This window comes from Collinsella aerofaciens, assembly GCF_015670745.1.
Classification (GTDB): domain Bacteria; phylum Actinomycetota; class Coriobacteriia; order Coriobacteriales; family Coriobacteriaceae; genus Collinsella; species Collinsella aerofaciens_T.
Map to the genome: position 1 here is coordinate 22,590 of NZ_JADPCH010000019.1, position 23,421 is coordinate 46,010.

Sequence of the window (23,421 nt, forward strand, 5' to 3'; positions counted from 1 at the left end):
ACCTTTCCCTCGGGAACTGGACTTCGCGAAGTTTCCCGAAGAAAAGGCTCAGCCGCCACCCTGCGACCTACCGGGGATTGCTATGACATACGTTGGCTGATTTGGTTTGAATAGAAAGGTTGACAGAGGGTGGTGGGCAGTTAGTTCAGATTTGTATTTTTTTGGCAGTGGCTTTTGCTTAATCATCTCGGTTTTTGAGTCACTGGGACCCAGCGATAAGCCTTTTCCGCCCTTAAGTAAGCATATCTGCCTCATTAGGAAAGCGAAAACAGTTCAATTGAGCCTAAATTAACCGACTTCTGCTCTTTGAGAAATACAAATCTGAACTAACTGTCCAAAGACATATCTCTCCCTTGGTAAAAGGCCTTCATATGATTGCAATTCACCTGAAGGCCCCATACAAAATGTGGGCTCTGTCGTCCGAATGAACGACAGAGCCCACACTCACTTTTTATTCATCCCCAGTCATCGCGCAAAGCCCCTTCGGCAGCACACGATGCAACCGAGTCACCGTAGGCCGGGGCGGGAGGGGCCGAGTTTCCTCCTGAACGACTCTGCTTGCAGCCGGAGCGAAAGGGGGAAATCTCGGCCCCTCCCGCCCCGGCCGGACAGGTCAACTACACCGTGTGCTGCGGCAGGTCCTGCAGGGCGATGACGTCCATGCCCATGTCGTTGGCGCTGCCGTGACCCTGCTGGTCCTCGCGCACCGCCTCGATGGCGCTCACGTAGGTGTTGGCGGCAGACATCGCCGTCACGCAGGTCACGCCGCGACGCACGGCCTCGGTACGTAGCATGTAGCCATCGCCACGCGAGCCCGGACCGTACGGCGTGTTGATGATTACCGCAATCTTGCCATCGGCGATGAGGTCGCCGATGTTGGGACGCTCGCCGTCGTGCGGGCCGCTGATCTTCTCCACGACTTCGCACGTCACGTTGCCGCCGCGCAGCACGCGCGCCGTACCCTCGGTGGAGCAGATATCAAAGCCCAGGTAGCGCAGGATACGGGCGACCGAAAGGATATGGCGCTTGTCGCGGTCGCACACGCTGATGAACACCTTGCCACAGCTCGGATCGGGCAGCTTGTAGTCGATCGCCAGCTGCGTCTTGGCATATGCCTCGGGATAGCTCTTGGCGATACCCATGACCTCGCCCGTCGACTTCATCTCGGGTCCCAGGATAACGTCGGCTCCCGGGAAACGGCCCCAGGGCATGACGGCTTCCTTCATGCAGAACCAATCGAGCTGACGCTCGTCGCTCGGCAGGCCCAGGCTGGCGATAGAATCGCCCGCCATGATACGCGCCGCGCACTTGGCCAGCGGCACGCCGGTGGCCTTGGAGATAAACGGCACGGTACGGCTGGCACGCGGGTTGGCCTCGATCACGTAGACGGTCTCGCCCTTGATGGCGTACTGTACGTTGACCAGGCCGCGCACGCCCAGCGCCATCGCGATGCGGCGCGTGGTCTCGCGGAGCTTCGCCTGCAGGCTCTCGCTAAAGCTGAACGGCGGGATGCAGGTCGCAGAGTCGCCGGAGTGAATACCGGCCTCCTCGATATGCTCCAGGATACCGCCGATGTAGACCTCCTCGCCGTCGCACAGGGCGTCGACGTCGGACTCGATCGCACCCTCCAGGAAGCGGTCCAGATACACCGGGTAGTCGGGGCTAATGCGCGCAGCCTCGGCCATGTAATCGCGCAGATGCTCGGCATCGTAGGCGATCATCATGCCGCGGCCGCCCAGCACGTAGCTCGGACGCACCAGCAGCGGGTAGCCGATGTGCGCGGCCACGGCCTCGGCCTCCTCAAACGACGTGGCCTGGCCCGCCGGCGGGTACATGATGCCCAGCTTGTCGAGCAGGGCGGCGAAGCGCTCGCGGTCCTCGGCAAAGTCGATGGCGTCGGGCTTGGTGCCCATAATGTTCACGCCACTCTCCTCGAGCATGCGCGCCAGCTTAAGCGGGGTCTGGCCGCCGAGCGTCACCACGACGCCGTCGGGACGCTCAACATCGATGACGTCCATAACGTCCTCGTAGGTGAGCGGCTCAAAGTACAGGCGGTCCGAGGTATCGTAGTCAGTCGAGACGGTCTCGGGGTTGCAGTTGACCATGATGGTCTCAAAGCCGCGGGCCGCCAGCGCGTAGCTCGCGTGCACGCAGCAGTAATCGAACTCGATACCCTGACCAATGCGGTTGGGGCCGGCGCCCAGGATCATCGCCTTGGGCTTGTCCGCCGGCGTGGTCTCGTCGGGAGCCACGCACTTCTTGGCATCCGGGCTCGTGCGGTAGATGTTCTCGTACGTCTTGTAGTGGTACTCCGTGGCGCTCGAGAACTCCGCAGCGCAGGTATCGACCGTCTTCATGCTGGGAACCACGCCCAGACCCTTGCGATAGGCGCGCACAAAGCGCTCGTCCGAGCCGGTCAGCGCGGCGATCTCGGCGTCGCTCGTGCCGTACTGCTTGAGCAAGCGCATCGCGTCGGCGTCGATATCCTCCACACGCAGGCCGCGGATGCTCTCCTGAACCTGCACCATGTCGTTGATACGGTTGAGGTACCACGGATCGATACCGCAAATAGCGTGGATACGCGCGATGTCCCAGCCGCGGCGCAGGGCTTCGACCACAAAGAAAATGCGGTGCTCGGTCGGGGTGGCCACAGCCTGGGCGAGCTCGTCGTCGCTCAGCTTGTCGGCACCCTCCTTGCCACCGGCGCAAATGCCCTGATGGCCGTCCTCCAGCGAGCGCATGGCCTTGCCGAAGGCCTCCTCAAAGGTGCGGCCGATCGCCATGATCTCGCCTACGGCCTTCATGCGCGTGGTGAGCGTGGGGTCGGTACCCTTGAACTTCTCAAAGGCAAAGCGCGGCACCTTAACGACGCAGTAGTCGATCGTGGGCTCAAAGCAGGCGGGCGTGGCCTTGGTGATGTCGTTGACGATTTCGTCGAGCGTATAGCCCACAGCCAGGCGCGCGGCGGCCTTAGCGATGGGAAAACCCGTGGCCTTGGAGGCCAGCGCGGACGAACGGCTCACGCGCGGGTTCATCTCGATGACGATCAAGCGACCGGTGTTGGGGTTCACGGCAAACTGCACGTTGGAGCCACCGGTCTCGACGCCGATCTTCTCCAGAATGGCGAGCGAGGCCACGCGCATGCGCTGATACTCAAGGTCGGAGAGCGTCTGCGCCGGCGCCACGGTGATGGAGTCGCCGGTATGCACGCCCATGGGGTCGAGATTCTCGATGGAGCACACGATGATGCCGTTGCCGGCGTGGTCACGCATGACCTCCATCTCATACTCTTTCCAGCCCTCGATGGATTCCTCGACCAGCACCTCGTGGGCGGGCGAAAGCTCCAAGCCCTGGCTCACGATGGAGACGAGCTCCTCGTGGGTGTGAGCGATGCCGCCGCCGGCGCCGCCGAGGGTAAAGCTCGGGCGCAGTACGCAGGGATAGCCCACGCGCTCGGCGATAGCCTCGGCGTCGGCCACGCTGTAGGCATAGCCCGAGCGCGCGACCTCCAGGCCAATCTCGGCCATGGCCTCGTTAAAGAGCTTGCGGTCCTCGCCGCGCTCGATAGCGGCCAGGTCGCAGCCAATCATCTCGACGCCATACTTGTCGAGCGTGCCGTCTTTCGCCAGCTCGACGGCGGCGTTCAGACCGGTCTGGCCGCCCAGCGTGGGCAGCAGCGCGTCCGGGCGCTCTTTCTTGATTACGCGCTCGATAAACTCAGCGGTGATGGGCTCGACATAGGTTCGGTCGGCAAGACCCGGGTCGGTCATGATGGTCGCCGGGTTGGAGTTGACCAGGATGACCTCAAAGCCATCCTCCTTGAGCACCTTGCAGGCCTGGGCGCCGGAGTAGTCAAACTCACAGGCCTGGCCAATGACAATGGGGCCCGAGCCAATGACGAGGATACGCTTGATGTCAGTACGTTTCGGCATGTTAGTTCTCCTCGGTCTCGGTCGCAGCGGAACCATTGTCGGCAAAGTTCCAGCCCTGCAGGCGGTCCTTCGCGGTGTCGATGTCCAGGTAGTTCTCCTCGCCGTCCATGAGTAGCGTAAAGGCAGTAAAGAGATAGTGGGCATCGGTGGGTCCGGGCGAGGCCTCGGGGTGGTACTGCACCGAGAAGCACGGCGCGTCGAGCAGCTGGATGCCCTCGGCGGTGCCGTCGTTGAGGTTCACATGCGTCAGGCGAATGCGGCCGAAGCGCTCGTTCATCACGACTGGCGCGATGCCGCGGCGCACCCAGACGCGCAGATCCCCATCGGCCGCATGCTCGGTCTCGCCGCCGGAAAGCTCGGGGACAAGCTTGCCCAAGCTGGGGAACAGCAGACCAAAGCCATGGTTTTGCGCGGTAATCTCCACGCGACGGCTTACCAGGTTCATGACCGGCTGGTTGCCACCGCGGTGACCGAACTTAAGCTTTTCCATCTGAGCGCCGCAGGCCAGGCTGATCATCTGGTGACCAAGACAAATACCAAAGACCGGCACCTTGCCGATCAGCTGCTGCACCTGCTCGTAGGTCTCCACCACGGCGTCGGGGTCGCCGGGACCATTGGACAAAAAGACACCGTCGGGATTCATGTCGAGCACCTCACTCGCGGGCGTATCCCACGGCACGACGGTAAGGTCGCAGCCGGCGCGGACCAGACCCTCCAGAATGCCGCGCTTCACACCGCAGTCGTAGGCGACCACTTTGTGACGGGCAGGAGCGGCAGCCGTAAGCGCAAAGTCATGCGTGGCAGGCAGGTCGGCGGCCACAAACTCGTGAGGTACGGGGCAACTTACGGTCTTGACCAGGTTCTCGCCTACCAGCGTGGGCGCAGCGGCCAGACGCTCGGCAAGCTCGTCGACGTCGAAGATCTCGGTCGAAATAATGCCCATCTTGGAACCATTGTCGCGCAGGTGGCGCACCAGGGCGCGAGTGTCGACACCCTCGATAGCGACGATGCCGTGAGCGCGCAGGTACTCCGGCACGCTGACGGCCGAGCGCCAGTTAGAAGGCGTGGCGCACATGTCGCGAACGATCATGCCGCGCATGGCCGGAGCGCTCGCAGGGCGCACGGCGTCGCCGGGGAAGGCCGACTGGACGTCGGTCTCGTCGATACCGTAGTTGCCGATCTGCGGATAGGTCATGGTTACGATTTGGCCGGCATAACTCGGGTCGGTCATGACCTCAAAGTAGCCCTCGAGCGAGGTGTTGAAGCAAACTTCGCCGGTCGCGGTGCCCTCGGCGCCGCATGCACGTCCATAAAAAATGGTCCCATCCTCAAGATACAGGATGCAGGGACCGCAGGTGCCCTTGCTGGTTTTGGCCAGCATACGCTGGCAAAGCTCGCTGGGCGCGAAGGTGCGGGCGGCAGCGCCCGCGGTATGGTTGTTCGCCATAATTCTCCTTCCCGGTCTCACAGGACCGGCTTAAAGGTGTGTAGTTAGGCCTCGCGGTATTGTAACCGCAAGCATGCCTCATGGCGTTAATTTCATCGAAATGTTTACGAAATGATAATTATGACTTTCTATGCATAATGTTTTTTAATCCCCGTCCCAGAAAAATCATCCCGCGGGGCTTGTGGCTCACGCGGGATGATGGCGTCTTATTTTTTCTTGTCCTGCTCCAGCAGTTCGGACGGTGTGCGATCGGGCTTGCCGCCGCGGAAAATCTCGCGGCCATGCAGACGATGTTCCAGGTCACGTTCGTCCTTTTCCTCGTCAATCTTGGTCTGGCTCACCACCGGGTCCTCAATCAACGACGACACCGAGTTCACCTGCTTCTGAATGCGCTCGGCGATGGTGTCATCCATACTCACGATGCGCATCTTCCAGTCGATACTCGTGGCGTTGGATGAGCTCTTGGTCCACACGAACGTCAAAATGGCGCTCTGGTGGCCGCGCGCGGGGAACATGCCAAAGAAGGAATCGTGCTGAATGTTGCTATCCTCGTCGATATAGGCGTGAACGTTATACACCACGCGGTCGATCTTATCGTTGAGCAACGCGTTGGTCGCAAGCGCCGCGGCCTGAATCTGCCCGTTGGACAGCAGCTCGAGCTCGTTGGCAGACGATGTGTCCAACACCGTCACCTCGACCGTGCCCGTGCGTTCATCGGCTTCATCGACGGTAAAGTCGAGCGGGAACTGCGTAAAGCCGTTGCCCCATTCAAGTCCACCCTTGAGCGCGGTCGAAACGGTATCGACCGAAACGCTCTCGGACAGGTTGGCGGTATTCAGACGGCGCATCACGCCGTAGCCGATCTGCATGCCCACGATCAGCACCAAAATACCGATGACCACGGCCATCGCGGTCTTCGTAATGGTATGGCTCACCTGCGAGCCCGAAGGATCGTCCTCGGACAGCGGGTCGATATGTTTTGCCTGGCTCGCGCGGTCCTCGCTGCGCAGCTGCGCTAGCGCCGCTTTGTCACCGCGCTTGGCCGCGACCTCCTTCTCACGCATGCGCTCAGTTCGCTTTTTGGCAAGCGTCGGATCCAAGACGCCGGATGCATCGATTTCGGAGAATAACTCCGTCACTTCTTCCGGAGTCAAAGGGTTCTTGTCAGCCATAAACTTCCTGTCATATCAATCAGTCGAGCTCGTGCGCACGCGCACCTTCGAACTGCATTCGATAGTAACGGGCATAGGTGCCGCCACGGGCGAGAAGCTCCTCGTGCGTGCCACGCTCCACAACGCGACCATGCTCAACGGTCGCAATCTCATCGGCATGCTTAATGGTAGAAAGGCGGTGGGCGATGATAATCGTGGTGCGGCCGCGTGCCAGCTCTTCGAGCGACGCCTGCACCGCCTCCTCGCTCTCGTTATCCAAAGCACTCGTCGCCTCGTCCAAAATCAGGATCTTGGGGTTCTTGAGAAACACGCGCGCGATGGCAACGCGCTGCTTCTGTCCGCCCGAAAGACGGCTGCCGCGCTCGCCCACGACCGTGTCATAGCCCTGTGGAAGCGACTCGATAAAGGCATCGATGTTGGCGCGACGGGCCGCCTCGGCGATCTCTTCCGCCGTAGCGCCCGGCTTGCCGTAGGCGATGTTCTCGCCAATCGTACCGTCAAACAGATAGACATCCTGCTGCACCAGGCCGATGGCGCGACGCAGGCTCTGCTGCGTCACATCACGCACGTCCTGGCCGTCGATGCTAATGGATCCGGCAGCCACGTCATAAAAGCGCGGCAACAGCGAACAGGTCGTGGACTTGCCACCGCCCGAAGGGCCAACCAAAGCGATGGTCTGCCCGGGCTTGATGGACAGATCCATATGGTCGATAACGGGACGCTCGTCGGCATCGCCCTCGCCCAGCTCAACGTCCTCGTAGTTAAAGCACACGTCGTGATACTCCACGGCGCCGGCAGTCACCTGCAGATCCGTGGCGCCCGGCTTGTCCTGGATATCCGGCGCGGTCGAGAGCACCTCGTCCATACGCTTAAAGCCGGCGATAGCCTTCTGATACGTTTCGGCCGAATTGACGAGCGTCTCAAGCGGCGTGCAGAACAGCGAAATATAGAGTGCAAAGGTCGCCATATCGACCGCCTGCAGCTGTCCCTGGGCGACCAGCCAGCCGCCCAGCAGCACCACGATCACATAGAGCACACCCGAGAGCAGGCCATACGTCGCGGTATAGACGCCCATGGCGTGATACATGTTCTCCTTGGACGAAAGATAGCGATTGTTTGAGGCGCGGAACTTGAAGCGTTCGGTCTCCTCATTGGCAAAGCTCTTGACCACACGCATGCCCGCCAGCGAATCCTGCAGCTGCGCATTGATGCCGCTGATTTTTTTGCGGTTGTCGCTAAAGACCTCGCGCATGCGCATGTTCTGCCAAAACATGATGACCGCAAACGCCGCCGTCACCACGGCCATGGCGAGCGCCAGCACCGGGGCAATGGTAAAGAGGATCACAAATGAGCCGATGATCTCGATGCCGCAGATGATGATCCACTCGGGCACGTGGTGCGCCGCCTCGCAGATATCGAACAGGTCGTTGACCACGCGGCTCATCATGTCGCCCGAGCTGTTGCGGTCGAAGTATGCAAAGCTAAAGCGCTCATACTGGTCGAACAGGTCCTCGCGCATTTTGGACTCCATACGCGCGCCCATCACGTGACCCCAATAGCTCACAAAATAGCGGCAGGCGCAGCGGACGGCATACATCAGCACCAAGCCCACCGCGATCATGCCGAGCGCCTGCATAATGGCAGCCTGACCCTGAGTAAATAGCCCACCGGTCAAATTGCGCAGAATAATGGGGAACGCCAGGTCAATGGCGGCAAGCACCAGAGCACAAACAGTATCAGCAACAAAAAGCCCCATCTGGGGCTTGTAATAAGACAAAAACCTCTTCAGCATAATCACCTTACGCGGTTTTACCAAACCGCGTTTCGTCTCGACGCTGCAAGTGCTCCATTTGGACAATCTGGCCTTCAATCGTCGGTCGCGTATATCCATACGCTTCCCTCCTCTTTTAGGCCACCTTGTCTCAAATGGAGCACTTTCGCTGACTTACACAAACCTGCGGGATCATCCCCGCTCGTTAAAGCTCGGCCCCGCCTAGTCGGTGCGCGATGCTGTCGCAGGCAAGCGCGCCTACGACGGTCTTGGCGTCTTCGATCTTGCCGTCGAGCACGGCGTCGATCAGCTCGTGCAGCGGCACCAGGTCCACGTTGACAAACTCGTCATCATCGGGGTTGGGCGCATCAAACTCGAGCTTGGTAGCCAAGTAGATGTGGATGATCTCATCGCAAAAACCGCAGGACGTGACAATCGACGTCAAAAAGCGAATACGACCAGCCTTAAAGCCCGTCTCCTCATGCAGTTCGCGCTTGGCGCAATCGAGCGGGTCCTCGCCCGGGTCGAGCTTGCCGGCAGGAATCTCGACCGTCACGCGGTCGATGGCGGTGCGGTACTGACGCACCAGTACGATCTTGCCGCTCTCGGTCAGTGCCACAACGGCCGCCGCACCCGGATGGCGAACGATATCGCGGGCGCTGCGGTGACCGTTGGGCAGCTCAACCTCAAGACGGTGGACGTCGAGAATCTTGCCCTTCCAGGCGCACTCCTCCGAAAGAATCTTCTCGTGCAGCTCGGCATCGTGCGGGTCGTCGTCGCCCAGCACCAGTGCCGGCTCGTCAGCGACCTCGCCACCAGGCTCGCCCTCGGCGTGCCCATACATGCGGCTGTCCTCTTCGACGATCTGCGCGTCCACGAGCTCTTCGTTCTTCTCGTCCATCCGTCTCATTCCTCTCGGATTTTAGGCATCCCAGGCGTCGCGGCCGCGCAGCGCGCGCAGGCCGATGTCGTGACGCAGGGTCTTGCCCTCAAAATCAATCTTCTCGCAGGCCTCGTAGGCAAGGTTGCGAGCGTTCTCGAACGTGTCGCCCAGAGCGGTCACGGCAAGCACGCGGCCACCATTGGTCACGAGCTGGCCGTCCACCACGGCGGTGCCCGCGTGGTACACGGTCACGTTCTCCATGGCCTCGGCATCGGCGATACCGGTGATGACCTTGCCCTTCTCGTAGCTGCCGGGATAGCCCGCGCTCGTCAGGACAACGGCCACGGCCCACTCGTCACGCCAGTCGAGCTCAATCTGATCGAGCTCGCAGTTGGCACAAGCCAGCATGACCTCGACCAGGTCGTTCTTAAGGCGCGGCAGCACGACCTGCGTCTCGGGGTCGCCAAAGCGGGCATTGAACTCCAGCACCTTGGGGCCGGCAGGCGTGAGCATAAAGCCGCCGTACAGGCAGCCGCGGTAGTCGATACCCTCGACAGCGAGCTCGGCCACGGTCTGCTCCATGACCTTCACCATCGTGGCGTGCTCCTCGTCAGTCACGATGGGCACCGGGCTGTAGACGCCCATGCCACCGGTGTTGGGGCCCTTGTCGCCCTCGAGCGCGCGCTTGTGGTCCTGCGAGGTGGCCATGGGGCGAACGGTCTTGCCGTCGGTAAAGGCCAGCAGCGAGCACTCGGGGCCAACGAGCATCTCCTCGATAACCACGGTGTTGCCGGCATCGCCAAAGGTGCCGCCAAAACACTCGCGCACGGCCTCCTCGGCCTGCGCAAGCTCGGTTGCCACGATAACGCCCTTGCCCGCGGCAAGGCCGTCGGCCTTGACGACCAGCGGGGCGCCCTGCTCGCGCACGTAGGCAAGAGCCGAAGCCTCGTCGGTAAACGAGCCGTAGGCCGCCGTAGGGATACCGGCGCGCTCCATGAGCTGCTTGGAGAACAGCTTGGAGCCCTCCATCTGGGCGCCCTCGGCACCCGGGCCAAAGCAGGGAATACCCGCCGCGCGCACGGCGTCGGCCACGCCCGCCACGAGCGGAGCCTCGGGGCCAATTACCACGAGTCCGCATCCGTGGCTCTGCGCAAACGCCGCCACGGCCGCAGGATCGCAGTCGTCGAGAACAACGTTCTCGCCGCAGCTCGCGGTGCCGCCGTTACCCGGCGCAATGTAGAGCTTGCCGGCGCGCGGTGATGCTGCGAGCTTAGCTGCCAAAGCATGCTCACGGCCGCCGCTGCCCAACAACAGGATGTCGATGGTTTGAGTGTCCGCCTTCAAGGGTGCCTCCTCTATGGATGAACGGCTCGCTCCGCGCGAGCCCTTTGCAAGCAAATATACCCCTCGGCCGCCCGTCCGGGCTGCAAAGGGGTATATCGCAATAACCAAATAGTCCCGATTACTTCCAGAATCGGTTGATGATCTGCTCGCGACCGGCGCCAACGCCAATGAACGTCACGCGGGTGTGTGCCAGATCCTCGATAAACGCCACGTAGTCCTGAGCCTCTTGCGGCAGCTCGTCAAAGCTGCGGCAACCGGTGATATCGCACTTCCAGCCGGGGAGCTCCTCGTAGATGGGCTTGGCATGCTCAAAGCGCACCTGATGCTCGGGCACGCTCGTGTAGCGCTCGCCATCGACGTCGTAGGCCACGCACACCTTAATGGTGTCGAAAGCCGAAAGCACGTCGAGCTTGGTCATGGCGATATCGGTGAGGCCGTTGACGCGCGAGGCGTAGTTGGCGATGGGGCCGTCGAACCAGCCGCAGCGACGACGGCGACCGGTGGTCACGCCGTACTCGTAGCCCTCCTCGGTCAGCGTGTGACCGGCCTCGGACTCATAGGAAAGCTCGGTGGGCATGGGGCCCGAACCGACGCGGGTGATATAGGCCTTCATGACGCCCAGCACGCGGTCGACGTTCTTCATACCGACGCCGGAGCCGGTGATGGCGCCGCCGGCGGTGCAGTTGGAAGACGTCACGTACGGATAGGTACCGTGGTCGATGTCGAGCAGCGTCGCCTGGGCGCCCTCAAACAGCAGGTCCTTGCCCTCATCGATCATGTTGTTGAGCAGCAGGCTCGTCTCGGTGATGTAGGGACGCAGGCGCTCGGCCATCGGCAGGTACTCGTCGCAAATCTGGTCCACGGTGTAGGTGGGCAGGTTGTAGATGAGCTCGAGCTCGGGGTTCACGCGGGCGAGAGCGGTCTCCAGCTTGTCGCGGAACAGTGCCTCGTCCAGCATGTCCTGCATGCGCAGGCCAATGCGGGCCATCTTGTCCTGATAGCACGGACCGATGCCGCGCTTGGTGGTACCGATGTTCTTCTTGCCGAGTTTCTGCTCAAAGGCGCCATCCAGATCGATGTGGTACGGCATGATGACATGCGCGTTGCCGCTAATCTTGAGGTTCTTGGTGGTGATGCCGTCGGCCTCGAACATGTCAATCTCCTCAAGGACAACCTTGGGGTTGACGACGCAGCCGTTACCGATCACCGACACGTGGTCGGAATACATGATGCCGGAGGGCACCTGGTGCAGGCCGTACTTCTTGCCGTTGACGACGATGGTGTGACCGGCGTTGTTGCCTCCCGAGTAGCGCACGACGGCATCGAAGTCGCCGGCGACCAGGTCGCAAATCTTACCTTTGCCCTCATCGCCCCACTGGGCACCGACCAAAACGGTTGACGGCATGTTTACTCCTTACATTCATGGACTGTCTACGCGCCACGCCGGCACGCAGAAGCACAAAACATTCCCAGTATACCCGTGCAACGGGCGCCTGTCCTACTCCTCGGCATGTGCCCCATCAAGCTCATAGAACTTGGTGGATGCCGGCAGGAACATCAGGTCGACGTCGCCGATCGGGCCCGAACGGTTCTTGGCCACGACGATACGCGTAACGCCCTCGTCGGGTCGATCGTCGCGCGAGGCTTCGGCCTCGTCGGCGGAGCGGTCCAAGAACATAACGATATCGGCGTCCTGCTCGATGGAGCCCGATTCACGAAGGTCGGAAAGCTGCGGGCGCTTGCCGGTACGGGATTCGACCTGACGCGAAAGCTGCGACAGCGCGATGAGCGGGATCTTGAGCTCCTTGGCCATGATCTTCAGACCACGCGACATCTCCGAAACCTCGACGGTACGGCTCTCGGAGCGGCGTCCCGGCGGAGGACTCACCAGCTGCAGGTAGTCCAGGATGATGATTGCCTTCTCCTTGTTATGGAGCATGCGGCGGCTCTTGGCGCGAATCTCGGTCACTGTGGTGCCGGGCGTATCGTCAATCAGAATATCGAGCTTGGACAAGGTCTGCGTGGCCTCGTTGATATTGGCCCACTGCTCGGGGCTAATGCGGCCCATGCGGAAGTCACTGATCGAGATCATGGCGTAGGCGCAAATCAGACGCTGGGCAATTTCCTTGCCCGACATCTCCAGCGAGAAGAAGCCGACGGTATAACCAGCAGCGGCAGCGTTGAGCGCCAGATTCAGGGCGAACGATGTCTTACCTACAGCAGGACGGGCACCGATAATGATGAGCTGGCCCTCGCGGAAGCCCATGAGCATACGGTCGAGTGACGGAAAGCCGGTGGGCACGCCCGCAGCCTGGCCACCGGCCTGGCACACTTCCTCGGCCTCGTTATAGGCCTCGACCATAAACTCGGTCAACGTCTTGTAGCTCGACTTGACCTCGCGTGCCGTAACCTTGAGCAGCTTGCTCTCGGCTAGCTCCACGACCTCTTTGGTGTCGGTGGGGGCGTTATATGCCAGCGCGTTGATCTCGTTGGTGGCGCCGATCAGCTCACGCAGCATCGAATCGCGGCGAACGATGGCGGCATGGTGCTGCCAGTTGACGAGCGACAGGGTCTGACCCATCAGCTCCAAAATGTACGCCTCGCCGCCCACGGTATCGAGCTTGTTGATGCTTCGCAGGTAATCGATTAGCGAGATGGAGTCGATGGGGATGCGGCTGTTGTACATATCGACCATCGCGGTATAGATGGTCTTATGAATGGGCCGGTAGAAGTCATCGGGCTGCAGCTCGACCTGGGCTTCTTCGACCACCTCGGGCGATAGCAGCATAGCGGCCAGTACATTGGCCTCTGCATCTTGGTTTTGGGGAAGACCCAACTTTGAGCCGCGGTCCTCAACCGTCAGCCCGGTCTCCCTATCGTCATATGCCATGAGCATCCTCATTCATATCGCTTGCGAGCATCCATAGTATCAGCCACGGTCCCAAAACGCGCCGTGTGCGGCCAATCATCACCGAACCAAACGGATGAACGGTCCTGTATATAGGACTTCGACGCAACGTTCACCATGACACTCACTCAGCGCAAAAAACAAAAGGGCGCCCTGGTTTCCCAGAGCGCCCTTCTTAGAACAAGATTGTTGCGTTGCAGCAAATGCTACTCGGCAGCAGCCTCAGTCTCGACCTCGGCGGTCTCGGCCTCGGCGACCTCAGCGGCCTCCTCGACCTCAGCCTCGGCAGCGAGCTCCTCGGCGGTAACGCCGACGAGAACGACAACCTCGGCCTTGATCTCGCGGTACAGCGAGATGGCAACGGTGTGGGCACCGGCAACCTTGATGGGCTTACCGAGCTCGACGCGCTTGCGGTCGATGTCCATACCGAGCTGAGCCTTGATGGCGTCAGCGATCATAGCGGCGGTAACGGAGCCAAAGAGGATGCCCTCGTCGCCGACCTTGACGTCAACGGTGACCGTCTTGCCCTCGAAGGCAGCCTTGGTCTCGTTGGCGGTAGCCAGACGGACGGCCTCGCGCTTGGCGATGTTGTTGCGACGCTCGTCAAGCTGCTTGAGGTTGCCCTTGGTGGCGGCAACAGCGAGCTTCTTGGGGAACAGGAAGTTCTCAGCGTAACCCTGAGCGACCTCTACGACGTCACCCTCGCCGCCCTTGCCCTTGATCTCATCGAGAAGAATAACCTTCATGATGCGTCTCCCTTCTTAGCCGCGGTCGCGGTTGCCACGAGAGGAAACCACGGGGACGGTGTACGGCAGGAGAGCCATCTCGCGGGCGCGCTTGATGGCGTTGGCGATGTCATGCTGATGCTGCGTGCAAGCGCCAGTGACGCGACGGGGCTTGATCTTGCCACGGTCGGTCATGTACTTACGGAGAAGCTGAGTGTCCTTATAGTCGATGAACTCAGTGTTCTCCTTGCAGAACTGGCAGTACTTACGACGCGGCTGACGTGCAGAAAAATCATTAGCCATGTCAAAATACCTTTCATTTGGCAACTTCGGCGAACCGAAGCCGCCTCTCACTCAAAAATAGGTGAACAACCCTTAGAACGGGATGTCCTCATCGTAGACGTCGACCGCGGGCGGCGTAGCCACCGGCGCGGCAGGACGTGCTGCGGGCGCGGGAGCTGCGGGGGCGTAACCGCCCTGATCGTAGCCACTCTGGCCACCACGGGAGCTCATAAACTCGATCTCATCGACGATGACCTCAAGCTTGCTCCGGCGCTGGCCGTCGCGCTCCCAAGAGCTGTAGCGCAGCTTGCCCTCGATCGCGACCTTGTTTCCCTTTGCCAGGAAACGGCTCACGGCCTCGGCGCGCGTGCCGAACATAGTGCAGTCGACAAAGTTGGGATAGTCCTCCCACTCGCCAGTCTGCGGGTTGCGGCGACGATCGTTCACGGCGACGCCAAAAGACAGAACCTGGGTTCCGCCGGCGGTGGCGCGCAGCTCGGGATCACGCGTGAGGTTACCGGTGATGTTCACTCGATTGATGCTCATAACTCACTACTTCCTCTTGGGGCACAAGCCCAGTCCAAAACGACAGTCTTACTCCTGGTCGTCGCGACGGACGATCATGTGGCGGACCACAGCGTCGGTGATGCGCAGGACGCGATCAAGCTCGGCGATCTGGGTAGGATCTGCGTGGAAGTTGATGAGGGTGTAGTCACCATCGGTGAGGTCGTTGATCTCGTAGGCGAGCTTGCGCTTGCCCCACTCGTCAACGGAGTCGACCTTGCCAGCGCCCTCAGCGATCGTGGTATCGATACGCTTCATAACAGCGAGACGAGTCTCGGGGTCGAGCGACGGGTCAACAAAGAACAGCAGTTCATAAGCCTTCATATTGTCACCTCCTCTGGGCAAATGTGGCTTCAGGTCGTGAAGGTGCGCCTGAAGCAGGAAAAGACTTGGTAATAATATCTTTCAACCTCCTAGGCTGCAAGAATATGCAGCTACAACCTCATGACCTCCACATATGCCCATACTCGCACGACGTTTCATGCGCATTCCAACCAAATGCTGACCAAAAGCTTGACGGATCTGTGGACAAGATACGGTGCCGTGAGGACAAGCTGAGCCAAGTCGCAGGTCAACGGGCGCATGGTTGTGGTCACAAAACGCATACCAGTGGCCCACAGCACCACCCAAAGATTTTTAAATTCATTGCCAAATCGCTTATAAATACCCCTTTTGAACAATTGAGTTGATCAACTACGCTGGTCGGAAGCCGTTTTTTGGCATCTCAAACCCCGCTGCAACGCCAAACGCGGCCAAGCGTTTTAAAAAATGCCAACTTTTCTGTTTGCACTTTGCGATTCCTCGTGTATACTGACTTTCGCATTTAACGGAGAGTTGTCCGAGTGGCCGAAGGAGCACGATTGGAAATCGTGTAGGCGTCAAAAGCGTCTCCAGGGTTCAAATCCCTGACTCTCCGCCAGTTAATTCCAAAGCAGGCCTTCGAGCCTGCTTTGTTTTTACCCCACGCGGAGGGGTGGCAGAGTGGTTGAATGCGGCGGTCTCGAAAACCGTTTGGCCTGTATAAGGTCACGAGGGTTCGAATCCCTCCTCCTCCGCCATTTTGGTTGAGAAAGCTCCCGGGAATGGGAGCTTTTTTGTTATCGAAATACGTCTCGATCCCACGCTTCCCCAAACATGTACGTCAGCCTCAAAAAACGACATTTTTCGACATCTTTGGAGGCTGACGTACACGTTTGGATTGAGCTCACGGGAGCGGCGCTATTCGGAAGGTGCCTCCTCGTCTCGTATGCTTTTCCAGTTGCGGATAAGTGCCTTGCGTAGTTCGTTTTGTTTTCTCTGGTACCCGGTGTCGGTACAGCGAGGCATGCCGAGTGCTTCGCGAATGTTGTTCATGGCGCGGTGAAAGGCGAGCTGGCTGCCGAACTGAGCCGAAGTGAGCGTAACGATTCGATATCCCATTTGGGAGAGAACGGCCTCTCGCTCCGCATCTGCTCCCTTGCGCTCGAGCTCATCGTGAAAACCGCCCTTATATTCGATACCGAGCGCCCTGCGCTTATAGGTCACGAGCGCATCGATTTTGAGCGTTCGAGCTTTGGCGCAATGCCAGAGACGTTGAGGGATCTCGAGCGGTTTGTTGAGTTCGACACCTCGGATGCCAACGCCGCCTTCGCTTGTTGGGAGCGAGAGGGCGATTGCCGAAGCGGTCTCCATAGGCGAGGCCGAGCGATCGTAGATGTGCCTGAGCGCGAGCCGTGCACGTGTGGCACCGGGTTTGCCGGGGTGCCGATCGAGCAGTTCGGTTATTTCATCCTTGGAGGTGGTGGCTGGTTGCTCGGTATAAGGGTCGGCGGGATTGAGCCTCATGCGATAATCGCCGCAAACTTCATAGCCATATTCGAGATATTCGATCCTATCCATCCACTCGGCAGCGAGCACGAAGGCGAAGGCTTCGTCGGTGATGAAGATTCCGGGCGTCAACTCGTTAATATGCTCGTAGGGAAGATTTTGTCCAAGAATGTGGCAAACGACGCCTTTGGTACGAATTCGCTCAAATTCGAATACAACCGCGATATCGATAGTCTTAAGCATATCGGACGGAATGCCGCAGTCGGTAAGGGCCTGTCGTATGCGCGCAACACGTTGCTGGGTGGAGATGCCTTGTGCGCCTATCTGGTAGTCGTGCCGCGCAAGAGACTGAACCAAATTCTGGGGTGCATGATGGACAAGCCATGCGGTTTTATGCGAAATGAGAACAGGGGTATCCATTGAGGGCCTCTCGCTCTGAGCCGGTATCCAACTCTTATGTCCGTTGAAGTGGGGAAATATACCGGATGTGAGTAAATCAACTCACTCATGCTGTGAGCTCAATCCAAACATGTACGTCAGCCTCCAAAGATGTCGGAAAATGTCGTTTTTGGAGGCTGACGTACATGTTTTGGACCCTTGGCATTCCAGTAACGCCACGCCCGCATCCAGTCCCGACCGTTTGCCGAGCAATAGGGTCGCAATCGGCGCCGAACATGTACTATGTACGGGCATTGTCTAAACCCGTAACTCAAAGGACCCCATCTTGCCCGTCGTCGCCGCTATGACCATTAGCTCGCATGCATCGGATGCCATGGTCGCTATTCCGTTTTGGCTCGAGATGTTCGCTGTTGTCGCTGCATCGATCTCGGGTGTGCTGGTTGCGCGCGAGCACAAGCTCGACCTGGTGGGCGCGGTCGCGCTCGCGGTGGTCTGCGGTCTGGGCGGCGGTCTTTTGCGCGATATGACGCTGCAGGTGGGCAACGTCTACATCCTCAACCAGCCGATGGCACTCCCGCTTTCCATTGCCACGGCAGCCATCATCTATATTTTCCCGGCAATCGTCGACAAACCCGAAAAACTCATTCCCCTGCTCGACATCATCTCGGTCGGTATCTACGCCGCCACTGGAGCAGACAAGGCGCTGGTCTACGGCTTTGCGCCGGCGGTGTGCATCATGATGGGCTTTTTTACCGCGGTGGGCGGAGGCATGCTGCGCGACGGTTTTATGGGCGTGGTTCCGGGCATTTTCCAACGCACTAACTTTTATGCCATCGCGGCCATCGCCGGATCGGCAAGCTATGTAAGCCTCGTTATGAGTGGCTTGGTCAGCAATGTCGTCGCGTTGGTCGTATGCGTTGTCGTGACCATGGGTCTGCGCTGGCTCTCACTGCGCTTTGACATCAAAAGCCCCACTGAGGAAGACATCGCACGCTTTTTGCACCGCAAAAAGTAGGTGGCGCGGGCTCATCCTTCGAAATGCAACCGAGAGGTTCTTTTAGAGCGTCCTCGCGTTGGGTACCCTGTTAGGTATATGCCGAACACCTAACAAAAGGATCAACTATGGCTTTCAATCAAACCGCGGCGGCGCCGTCACACAAGATGCGTCGCTGCCTGCTTATGGCATTCGCGCTCATCGCGCTCGCGCTCACTGCACTTCCCACGGCGTCGTTCGCCGGCACGGACACCGCAGGCAACGTACTTGCGACCGACAATGATGCCAATTCGTCCGGCGTCGAAGGTGACCTGTACTGGGCAGGTCAGGCCCTCAACTTGGACGATGCGTCCATCGGCCGCGACATAATTGCAGCAGGCGAGAGCCTCTCCATCCGCGACTGCACGGTGGGCGGCGCCATTCGTCTTGCGGCGCGCACCATCGACATTGCCAAGACTACGGTTGATGGCAGCGTGACCGTTGCCGGCCAGCATGTCGTACTCAATTCCGACAGCACCGCCAACTGTTTCTATGCGATAGGCGAGACGGTTGCCCTGCGCGGCTCTACCAAGTCGGCAGCGCTTGCGGGCGATACGGTGACTATCGATGGCACCGTCGAGGGCGATGTTGAGGTTTGGGCCGACAAGCTCGTCCTGGGCAAAAACGCCCACATCACCGGCACCGTGAACGCGCACGTCTCCGAGGACCCCGAGCGCGCCGCGGGAGCCGAGGTCGGCGCGCTCAAGATCGACCGCACCGAGAACGAGGATACTTCCACCGTTAACGATGTCATCGGCGGCATCGTCGCCGCGGCACTCTCGACCTGCTTTGTCGCCCTGCTGCTCGAGCTCGTCTTTCCGCGCGCGACCGCCGGCGCCGCTGGCATGCTCCACCAGCGCCCCACGCCCCTGTGGGTGAGCGGTCTCCTGGGCACGATTGCTATCGCCCCCGCCGTCCTACTGTTGATTATCTCTATCGCTGGTCTGTCGCTTGCCGGAACCCTCTTGTGCGGCGTTATCGGCATCGCATTGGTGTCGAGTGCCTTTGCGGGGTGCGCGATCGCCCGCATGATCGGACACAGCCAAAACCGCTACGCCATGGCGGCCGTAGGTGGCATCGCCGCGGGCGCGCTTACGGCAATCCCCCTCATAGGTGATTTCATCAGCGGCGTGGCCTTCGTCTTTACACTCGGCTACATCATCCAAATCATCTGGCGCAACGCCCACCTCAAACCGCAGCAGCCGGCTAACACGCCAGGACTCCCCACCGCCTAGCCATCGACCCCCCCGCAAAGGGGACAGGCACCTTTGCGGGGGGGGGTGCAGACCAACTCAATCCCTGTGCACCAAAAAGGGCGCCGACCATTGCGGTCGACGCCCTTTCTTGTTGGCGGTTATAAGCCCCAGCGCTTATTTGTTGACCTGGCCGGCGCGGACGGCAGCCTTCTTGCGGTCGGTGGCGTTGAGCAGACGCTTGCGCAGGCGGATGTTCTTGGGAGTGATCTCGACCAGCTCGTCATCGGCGATGTACTCCAGCGCCTCCTCCAGCGAGAAGGTGCGGGGCGGCACCAGCTGGACGGAGATATCGGAGGTCGAGGAACGCTGGTTGCCCAGGTTCTTGGTACGGGCGATGTTGACGACCATGTCGCCGGCCTTGCTGCGCTCGCCCACGATCATGCCCTCGTAGCACTCGGTGCCCGGCTCAACGAACAGCTGGCCGCGCTCCTGCAGCGTACCCAGAGCGTAGGCAACGGCCTTCTCGGTGGTCATGGAGATCATGGCGCCGTTCTGACGGTTACCGATCTCGCCGGCGTAGGGGCCATACTCCAGGAAGGTGTGGTAGAACACGCCCTCGCCGTGAGTGACGTTCATGATGCGGTTCTTAAGGCCCATGATGCCGCGGGTCGGGATCTTGAACTCAAGATGGGTCACGATGCCCGAGGTGTCCATGCTCGTCATGATGCCACCGGAGGTACCGAAGACCTCGACGACCTTGCCCGAGTACTCGTCCGGGCACTCGACGACGGCCTGCTCGACAGGCTCCAGCTTGTTACCGTTCTCGTCCTTCTTAAACAGAACGCGGGGACGACCGACCTGGAACTCAAAGCCCTCGCGGCGCATGGACTCCATCAGGACGGACAGGTGCAGAATGCCGCGGCCAGAGACCTCGACGCCGCTCTTGTCCTCGAGCTCCTCGATCTTCATGGTCACGTTGTTCTCGGCCTCGTTGAACAGGCGCTCCTTAAGCTGACGGGCGCCCACGATGTCGCCGTCACGGCCGACGAGCGGGGAGGTCGAAGCCTCAAAGACGATGGACAGGGTCGGCGGGTCGATCTCGATGGGCTCGAGCTCGACGGGGTTCTCGGGGTCGGTGTAGACATCGCCGATATCGGTGCGGTCAATACCCACGACGGCGGCGATATCGCCGGCGCCGACTTCCTGGCACTCGGTGCGGCCCAGGTAGTCGAAGGTAAAGAGCTGCTTGACGGTAGCGGTGGCGCTGGAGCCGTCGTTCTTCACGACCAGAATCTGATCGCCCTGGTGAATGGCGCCGGAGTACACGCGACCGATACCGATGCGGCCAACGAAGTTGGAGTGGTCGATGGTCACGCACTGCATGGCCAGCGGGGCATTCTCGTCAACCTCGGGCGCGGGCATGTCGTCGATGATCATATCGAGCAGCGGATACATGTCCATGTTGCCGTCGTTGGGGTCAAGGCGGGCAAAGCCATTCATGGCGCTGGCATAGACCACGTGCTCCATGGCGAACTCAAGCTGGTCGTCGGTGGCGCCCAGGTCGGCCATAAGGTCCAGGCAGTCGTTGTAGGCCTTCTCGGGGTTGGCACCTGGACGATCGATCTTGTTGATGACGATCATGATCTTGAGGCCGGTGTCGATAGCGTGACGCAGCACGAAGCGGGTCTGGGGCATGGGACCCTCAAAGGCATCGACCAGCAGCAGGGCGCCGTCGGCCATACGCAGCACGCGCTCGACCTCGCCGCCAAAGTCGGCGTGGCCCGGGGTGTCGATGACGTTGATCTTGACGTCCTTGTACTCGATAGAGATGTTCTTGGCGAGAATCGTGATGCCGCGCTCGCGCTCCTGGTCGTTAGAGTCCAGGACGCGGTCCTCGACTTGCTGGTTGGCACGGAAGGCGTCCGTGGCACGCAGGAGCTTATCGACCATCGTCGTCTTGCCGTGGTCGACGTGGGCGATGATGGCGATGTTCCTCAGATTGTCTACGCGCATGTAGTTCCCCTATCTTCTATCCATATACAAACGGCACACGTATGCGGCCCGCCCAGCAACACAACGCTCAGCGGGAATATTGAGCCTTTTACCGAAAACTCGTTTATTTTAGCGATTTTAGATGAGAGGGGTTTCCTCACCTGCAGGTTCAGGGTCGCTCCACATAAAACCATCGCCGGCGCCCATGCCCTCATACAGCACATATGCCGAAAAGCCGCTCTCGAGCGTCGTCTCAAAGAAGCTCACGAGCAGAGCGTCGTGATAGCCACCGTCAATCTCGACACAGCCGGTGTAGCCGATGGCATAGCGGGCGATGCGGCCCAGGCCCTCGTCCTTAAGACCCATCTTGTGCTCGGAGATAAAGTTGGTGGCGGCCTCGAGACACGCCTCCTCGCCATCCTCGTCGAGCGCGGCCAGATAGCGGTTGGAAGCAGCGTCCTCGATCGCCACAACTACGCCCGGATTCTCGCCGGCGGCAAGGTCGTCCAAGAACGCGCCAATCAGGTCACACACCATGGCGTCGAGCTCGGCGGAGACGTTACCGGCATCCTGCGTATCCTGTGCCATCTCTAGACCTTCCCATCGAATCCGGCGTCGTTACAGTTCTTGTGCCTCGGCAGCGATCTTGGCGGCAGCGTCGCGGGCGCGCATCATATCCATCGCGCGCTTGTCGAGTACCTTGATCTGGTTGGTCAGCATGACTGCATCGACCACACCCCAGATTACCAAGCCTGTTGAAATCGAAAACCCAAGCGCACCAACTGTACCACGAAGACGAGAACAGATTACCGCGACAAGGGCGGAGATGATAACCATCTTGATATAGGAGCCGCGGCGCTCGCGAAGCGTGCGGGCCTGCGTCACATAGGCGATGCGAGCCGCCTCGGATGCCTCCGAGCGCATCTGGGCCTCACGCGCGATGGCGGCCGCTTCAGCTGATACGCGGGTACCCATCAGCGACCTCTCCGCTCGCGTGCCAGACATTTAGAAATCATCGGGGGAGAGCGTATGGACGAACTCGTCGAACTTCTCGAACTCCTGCTCGTCGTCAACTTCCTCGGCATGGGCAGAAACGGTACCCAGACGATTCATGATGTCGTCCTCCACGAACATGGGGGCATTGCTGCGCACGGCAAGGGCAATGGCGTCACTGGGGCGGGCGTCAATCTTGCGCTCGTCACCATCGACCAGCACGACAATCGTCGCATAGAACACCGGCGGCTCGGCACGAACGATCTCGATGCGCTCGAGCTTGGCGCCCAGGGCATCGACGGTGTCAAGCAGCAGGTCATGCGTTATCGGGCGCTCGGCGCGACCGCTATCGATACCACGGCTAATGGCCGCAGCCTCAAACGAGCCGGTCTGAATGGAAAGCGAACGCAGGGGTGCCGGCGAATCCGACTTGCCGCAGCGCTCACGAAGCACGATAAGCGATGGCACGGGACCGGCGGCCATGACGATGGTCTCTATGTCGACACGAACCATGGAACACCTCCGGTACGTAGCGGTTAACACACGGCAGGGTCGCCGCATTGAATAGCTATACTACCCAATCTTTCGCCCAGCACACAAAACCAAAATGAGATTTATCGCAGACAAGAAAAAAGCCCCGAGGCAATTGCCCCGAGGCTCTTCACGGTTTTGATGGTGGACCTGACAAGATTCGAACTTGTGACCTCCCGGTTATCAGCCGGACGCTCTAACCAACTGAGCTACAGGTCCATCATGGTGGAGGTTAGGGGGATCGAACCCCTGACCTCAGGCTTGCAAAGCCCGCGCTCTCCCAGCTGAGCTAAACCCCCACGGAGACAGTAATAAACACCCCAGCGGCGACTCGGCTCTCGCTGGGGTGTTTATTGCGAAAGAAAGTGGTGGACCTGACAAGATTCGAACTTGTGACCTCCCGGTTATCAGCCGGACGCTCTAACCAACTGAGCTACAGGTCC

General features: G+C 60.1%; 19 protein-coding genes and 5 tRNA genes. 4 read left to right on the plus strand and 20 right to left on the minus strand.

Annotation, left to right across the window (positions count from 1 at the left end; genetic code table 11):
* Positions 1–617 precede the first annotated feature (617 nt).
* The 12 genes from carB to rpsF form a co-directional block, all read right to left on the minus strand.
* The gene (carB, locus tag I4W07_RS07425) at positions 618–3,932 is read right to left on the minus strand and encodes a carbamoyl-phosphate synthase large subunit (RefSeq protein ID WP_196026155.1); all 3,315 of its coding nucleotides are present in this window, start codon (positions 3,930–3,932) and stop codon (positions 618–620) included.
* Between the two features lies 1 nt (position 3,933).
* Entirely contained in the window at positions 3,934–5,379 is a 1,446-nt protein-coding gene (gene carA / locus I4W07_RS07430; protein ID WP_196026157.1) for a glutamine-hydrolyzing carbamoyl-phosphate synthase small subunit, read from the minus strand.
* A gap of 206 nt (positions 5,380–5,585) precedes the next feature.
* A complete protein-coding gene (locus I4W07_RS07435) occupies positions 5,586–6,551 on the minus strand; it encodes a hypothetical protein (RefSeq protein WP_196026158.1) in 966 nt (321 codons plus the stop codon).
* Between the two features lie 19 nt (positions 6,552–6,570).
* Positions 6,571–8,343: an ABC transporter ATP-binding protein gene (locus I4W07_RS07440; RefSeq protein ID WP_196026160.1), complete on the minus strand. Its 1,773-nt coding sequence runs from the start codon at positions 8,341–8,343 to the stop codon at positions 6,571–6,573.
* A 184-nt stretch (positions 8,344–8,527) separates the two neighbouring features.
* The gene (locus I4W07_RS07445; RefSeq protein ID WP_175406092.1) at positions 8,528–9,223 is read right to left on the minus strand and encodes an NUDIX domain-containing protein; all 696 of its coding nucleotides are present in this window, start codon (positions 9,221–9,223) and stop codon (positions 8,528–8,530) included.
* A gap of 21 nt (positions 9,224–9,244) precedes the next feature.
* Entirely contained in the window at positions 9,245–10,549 is a 1,305-nt protein-coding gene (gene purD, locus I4W07_RS07450) for a phosphoribosylamine--glycine ligase (protein WP_196026162.1), read from the minus strand.
* 118 nt (positions 10,550–10,667) lie between these two features.
* A complete protein-coding gene (locus tag I4W07_RS07455; protein WP_148345680.1) occupies positions 10,668–11,954 on the minus strand; it encodes an adenylosuccinate synthase in 1,287 nt (428 codons plus the stop codon).
* A 93-nt stretch (positions 11,955–12,047) separates the two neighbouring features.
* Positions 12,048–13,445, minus strand: coding sequence for a replicative DNA helicase (dnaB, locus tag I4W07_RS07460; protein ID WP_196026177.1), 1,398 nt, complete (start codon positions 13,443–13,445; stop codon positions 12,048–12,050).
* 218 nt (positions 13,446–13,663) lie between these two features.
* Positions 13,664–14,203, minus strand: a complete 540-nt coding sequence (gene rplI / locus I4W07_RS07465; RefSeq protein ID WP_022094073.1) for a 50S ribosomal protein L9 — start codon at positions 14,201–14,203, stop codon at positions 13,664–13,666.
* Positions 14,204–14,218: 15 nt separating this feature from the next.
* Positions 14,219–14,485 carry a 30S ribosomal protein S18 gene (gene rpsR / locus I4W07_RS07470; RefSeq protein ID WP_006235829.1) on the minus strand — a complete coding sequence of 89 codons (267 nt, stop codon included), beginning with the start codon at positions 14,483–14,485 and terminating at the stop codon, positions 14,219–14,221.
* A 72-nt stretch (positions 14,486–14,557) separates the two neighbouring features.
* Complete coding sequence (locus tag I4W07_RS07475) at positions 14,558–15,010, minus strand: single-stranded DNA-binding protein (RefSeq protein WP_196026164.1); 453 nt, start codon at positions 15,008–15,010, stop codon at positions 14,558–14,560.
* 48 nt (positions 15,011–15,058) lie between these two features.
* Positions 15,059–15,352 carry a 30S ribosomal protein S6 gene (rpsF, locus tag I4W07_RS07480; RefSeq protein ID WP_006235831.1) on the minus strand — a complete coding sequence of 98 codons (294 nt, stop codon included), beginning with the start codon at positions 15,350–15,352 and terminating at the stop codon, positions 15,059–15,061.
* Positions 15,353–15,856: 504 nt separating this feature from the next.
* Between rpsF and I4W07_RS07485 the strand changes: the two genes are divergently transcribed.
* Positions 15,857–15,947 (plus strand) — tRNA-Ser (locus tag I4W07_RS07485).
* 48 nt (positions 15,948–15,995) lie between these two features.
* A tRNA-Ser gene (locus tag I4W07_RS07490) sits at positions 15,996–16,086 on the plus strand.
* 160 nt (positions 16,087–16,246) lie between these two features.
* Here I4W07_RS07490 and I4W07_RS07495 read toward each other — a convergent pair.
* Positions 16,247–17,254, minus strand: coding sequence for a PDDEXK family nuclease (locus I4W07_RS07495; RefSeq protein WP_196026166.1), 1,008 nt, complete (start codon positions 17,252–17,254; stop codon positions 16,247–16,249).
* 304 nt (positions 17,255–17,558) lie between these two features.
* Between I4W07_RS07495 and I4W07_RS07500 the strand changes: the two genes are divergently transcribed.
* Positions 17,559–18,248, plus strand: a complete 690-nt coding sequence (locus tag I4W07_RS07500) for a trimeric intracellular cation channel family protein (protein WP_230317549.1) — start codon at positions 17,559–17,561, stop codon at positions 18,246–18,248.
* Positions 18,249–18,355: 107 nt separating this feature from the next.
* Positions 18,356–19,501 carry a bactofilin family protein gene (locus I4W07_RS07505; RefSeq protein ID WP_196026167.1) on the plus strand — a complete coding sequence of 382 codons (1,146 nt, stop codon included), beginning with the start codon at positions 18,356–18,358 and terminating at the stop codon, positions 19,499–19,501.
* A 135-nt stretch (positions 19,502–19,636) separates the two neighbouring features.
* Here I4W07_RS07505 and typA read toward each other — a convergent pair whose 3' ends face one another.
* From typA to I4W07_RS07540, 7 genes are all read right to left on the minus strand, one after another.
* Positions 19,637–21,475, minus strand: coding sequence for a translational GTPase TypA (typA, locus tag I4W07_RS07510; protein ID WP_196026169.1), 1,839 nt, complete (start codon positions 21,473–21,475; stop codon positions 19,637–19,639).
* A gap of 117 nt (positions 21,476–21,592) precedes the next feature.
* The gene (locus I4W07_RS07515) at positions 21,593–22,042 is read right to left on the minus strand and encodes a hypothetical protein (RefSeq protein WP_196026172.1); all 450 of its coding nucleotides are present in this window, start codon (positions 22,040–22,042) and stop codon (positions 21,593–21,595) included.
* A 30-nt stretch (positions 22,043–22,072) separates the two neighbouring features.
* Positions 22,073–22,429: a hypothetical protein gene (locus I4W07_RS07520; RefSeq protein WP_196026174.1), complete on the minus strand. Its 357-nt coding sequence runs from the start codon at positions 22,427–22,429 to the stop codon at positions 22,073–22,075.
* A 30-nt stretch (positions 22,430–22,459) separates the two neighbouring features.
* Entirely contained in the window at positions 22,460–22,960 is a 501-nt protein-coding gene (locus I4W07_RS07525; protein ID WP_196026176.1) for a bifunctional nuclease family protein, read from the minus strand.
* Between the two features lie 160 nt (positions 22,961–23,120).
* A tRNA-Ile gene (locus I4W07_RS07530) sits at positions 23,121–23,197 on the minus strand.
* A gap of 4 nt (positions 23,198–23,201) precedes the next feature.
* Positions 23,202–23,277 (minus strand) — tRNA-Ala (locus tag I4W07_RS07535).
* A 67-nt stretch (positions 23,278–23,344) separates the two neighbouring features.
* Positions 23,345–23,421: transfer RNA gene (locus tag I4W07_RS07540), tRNA-Ile, on the minus strand.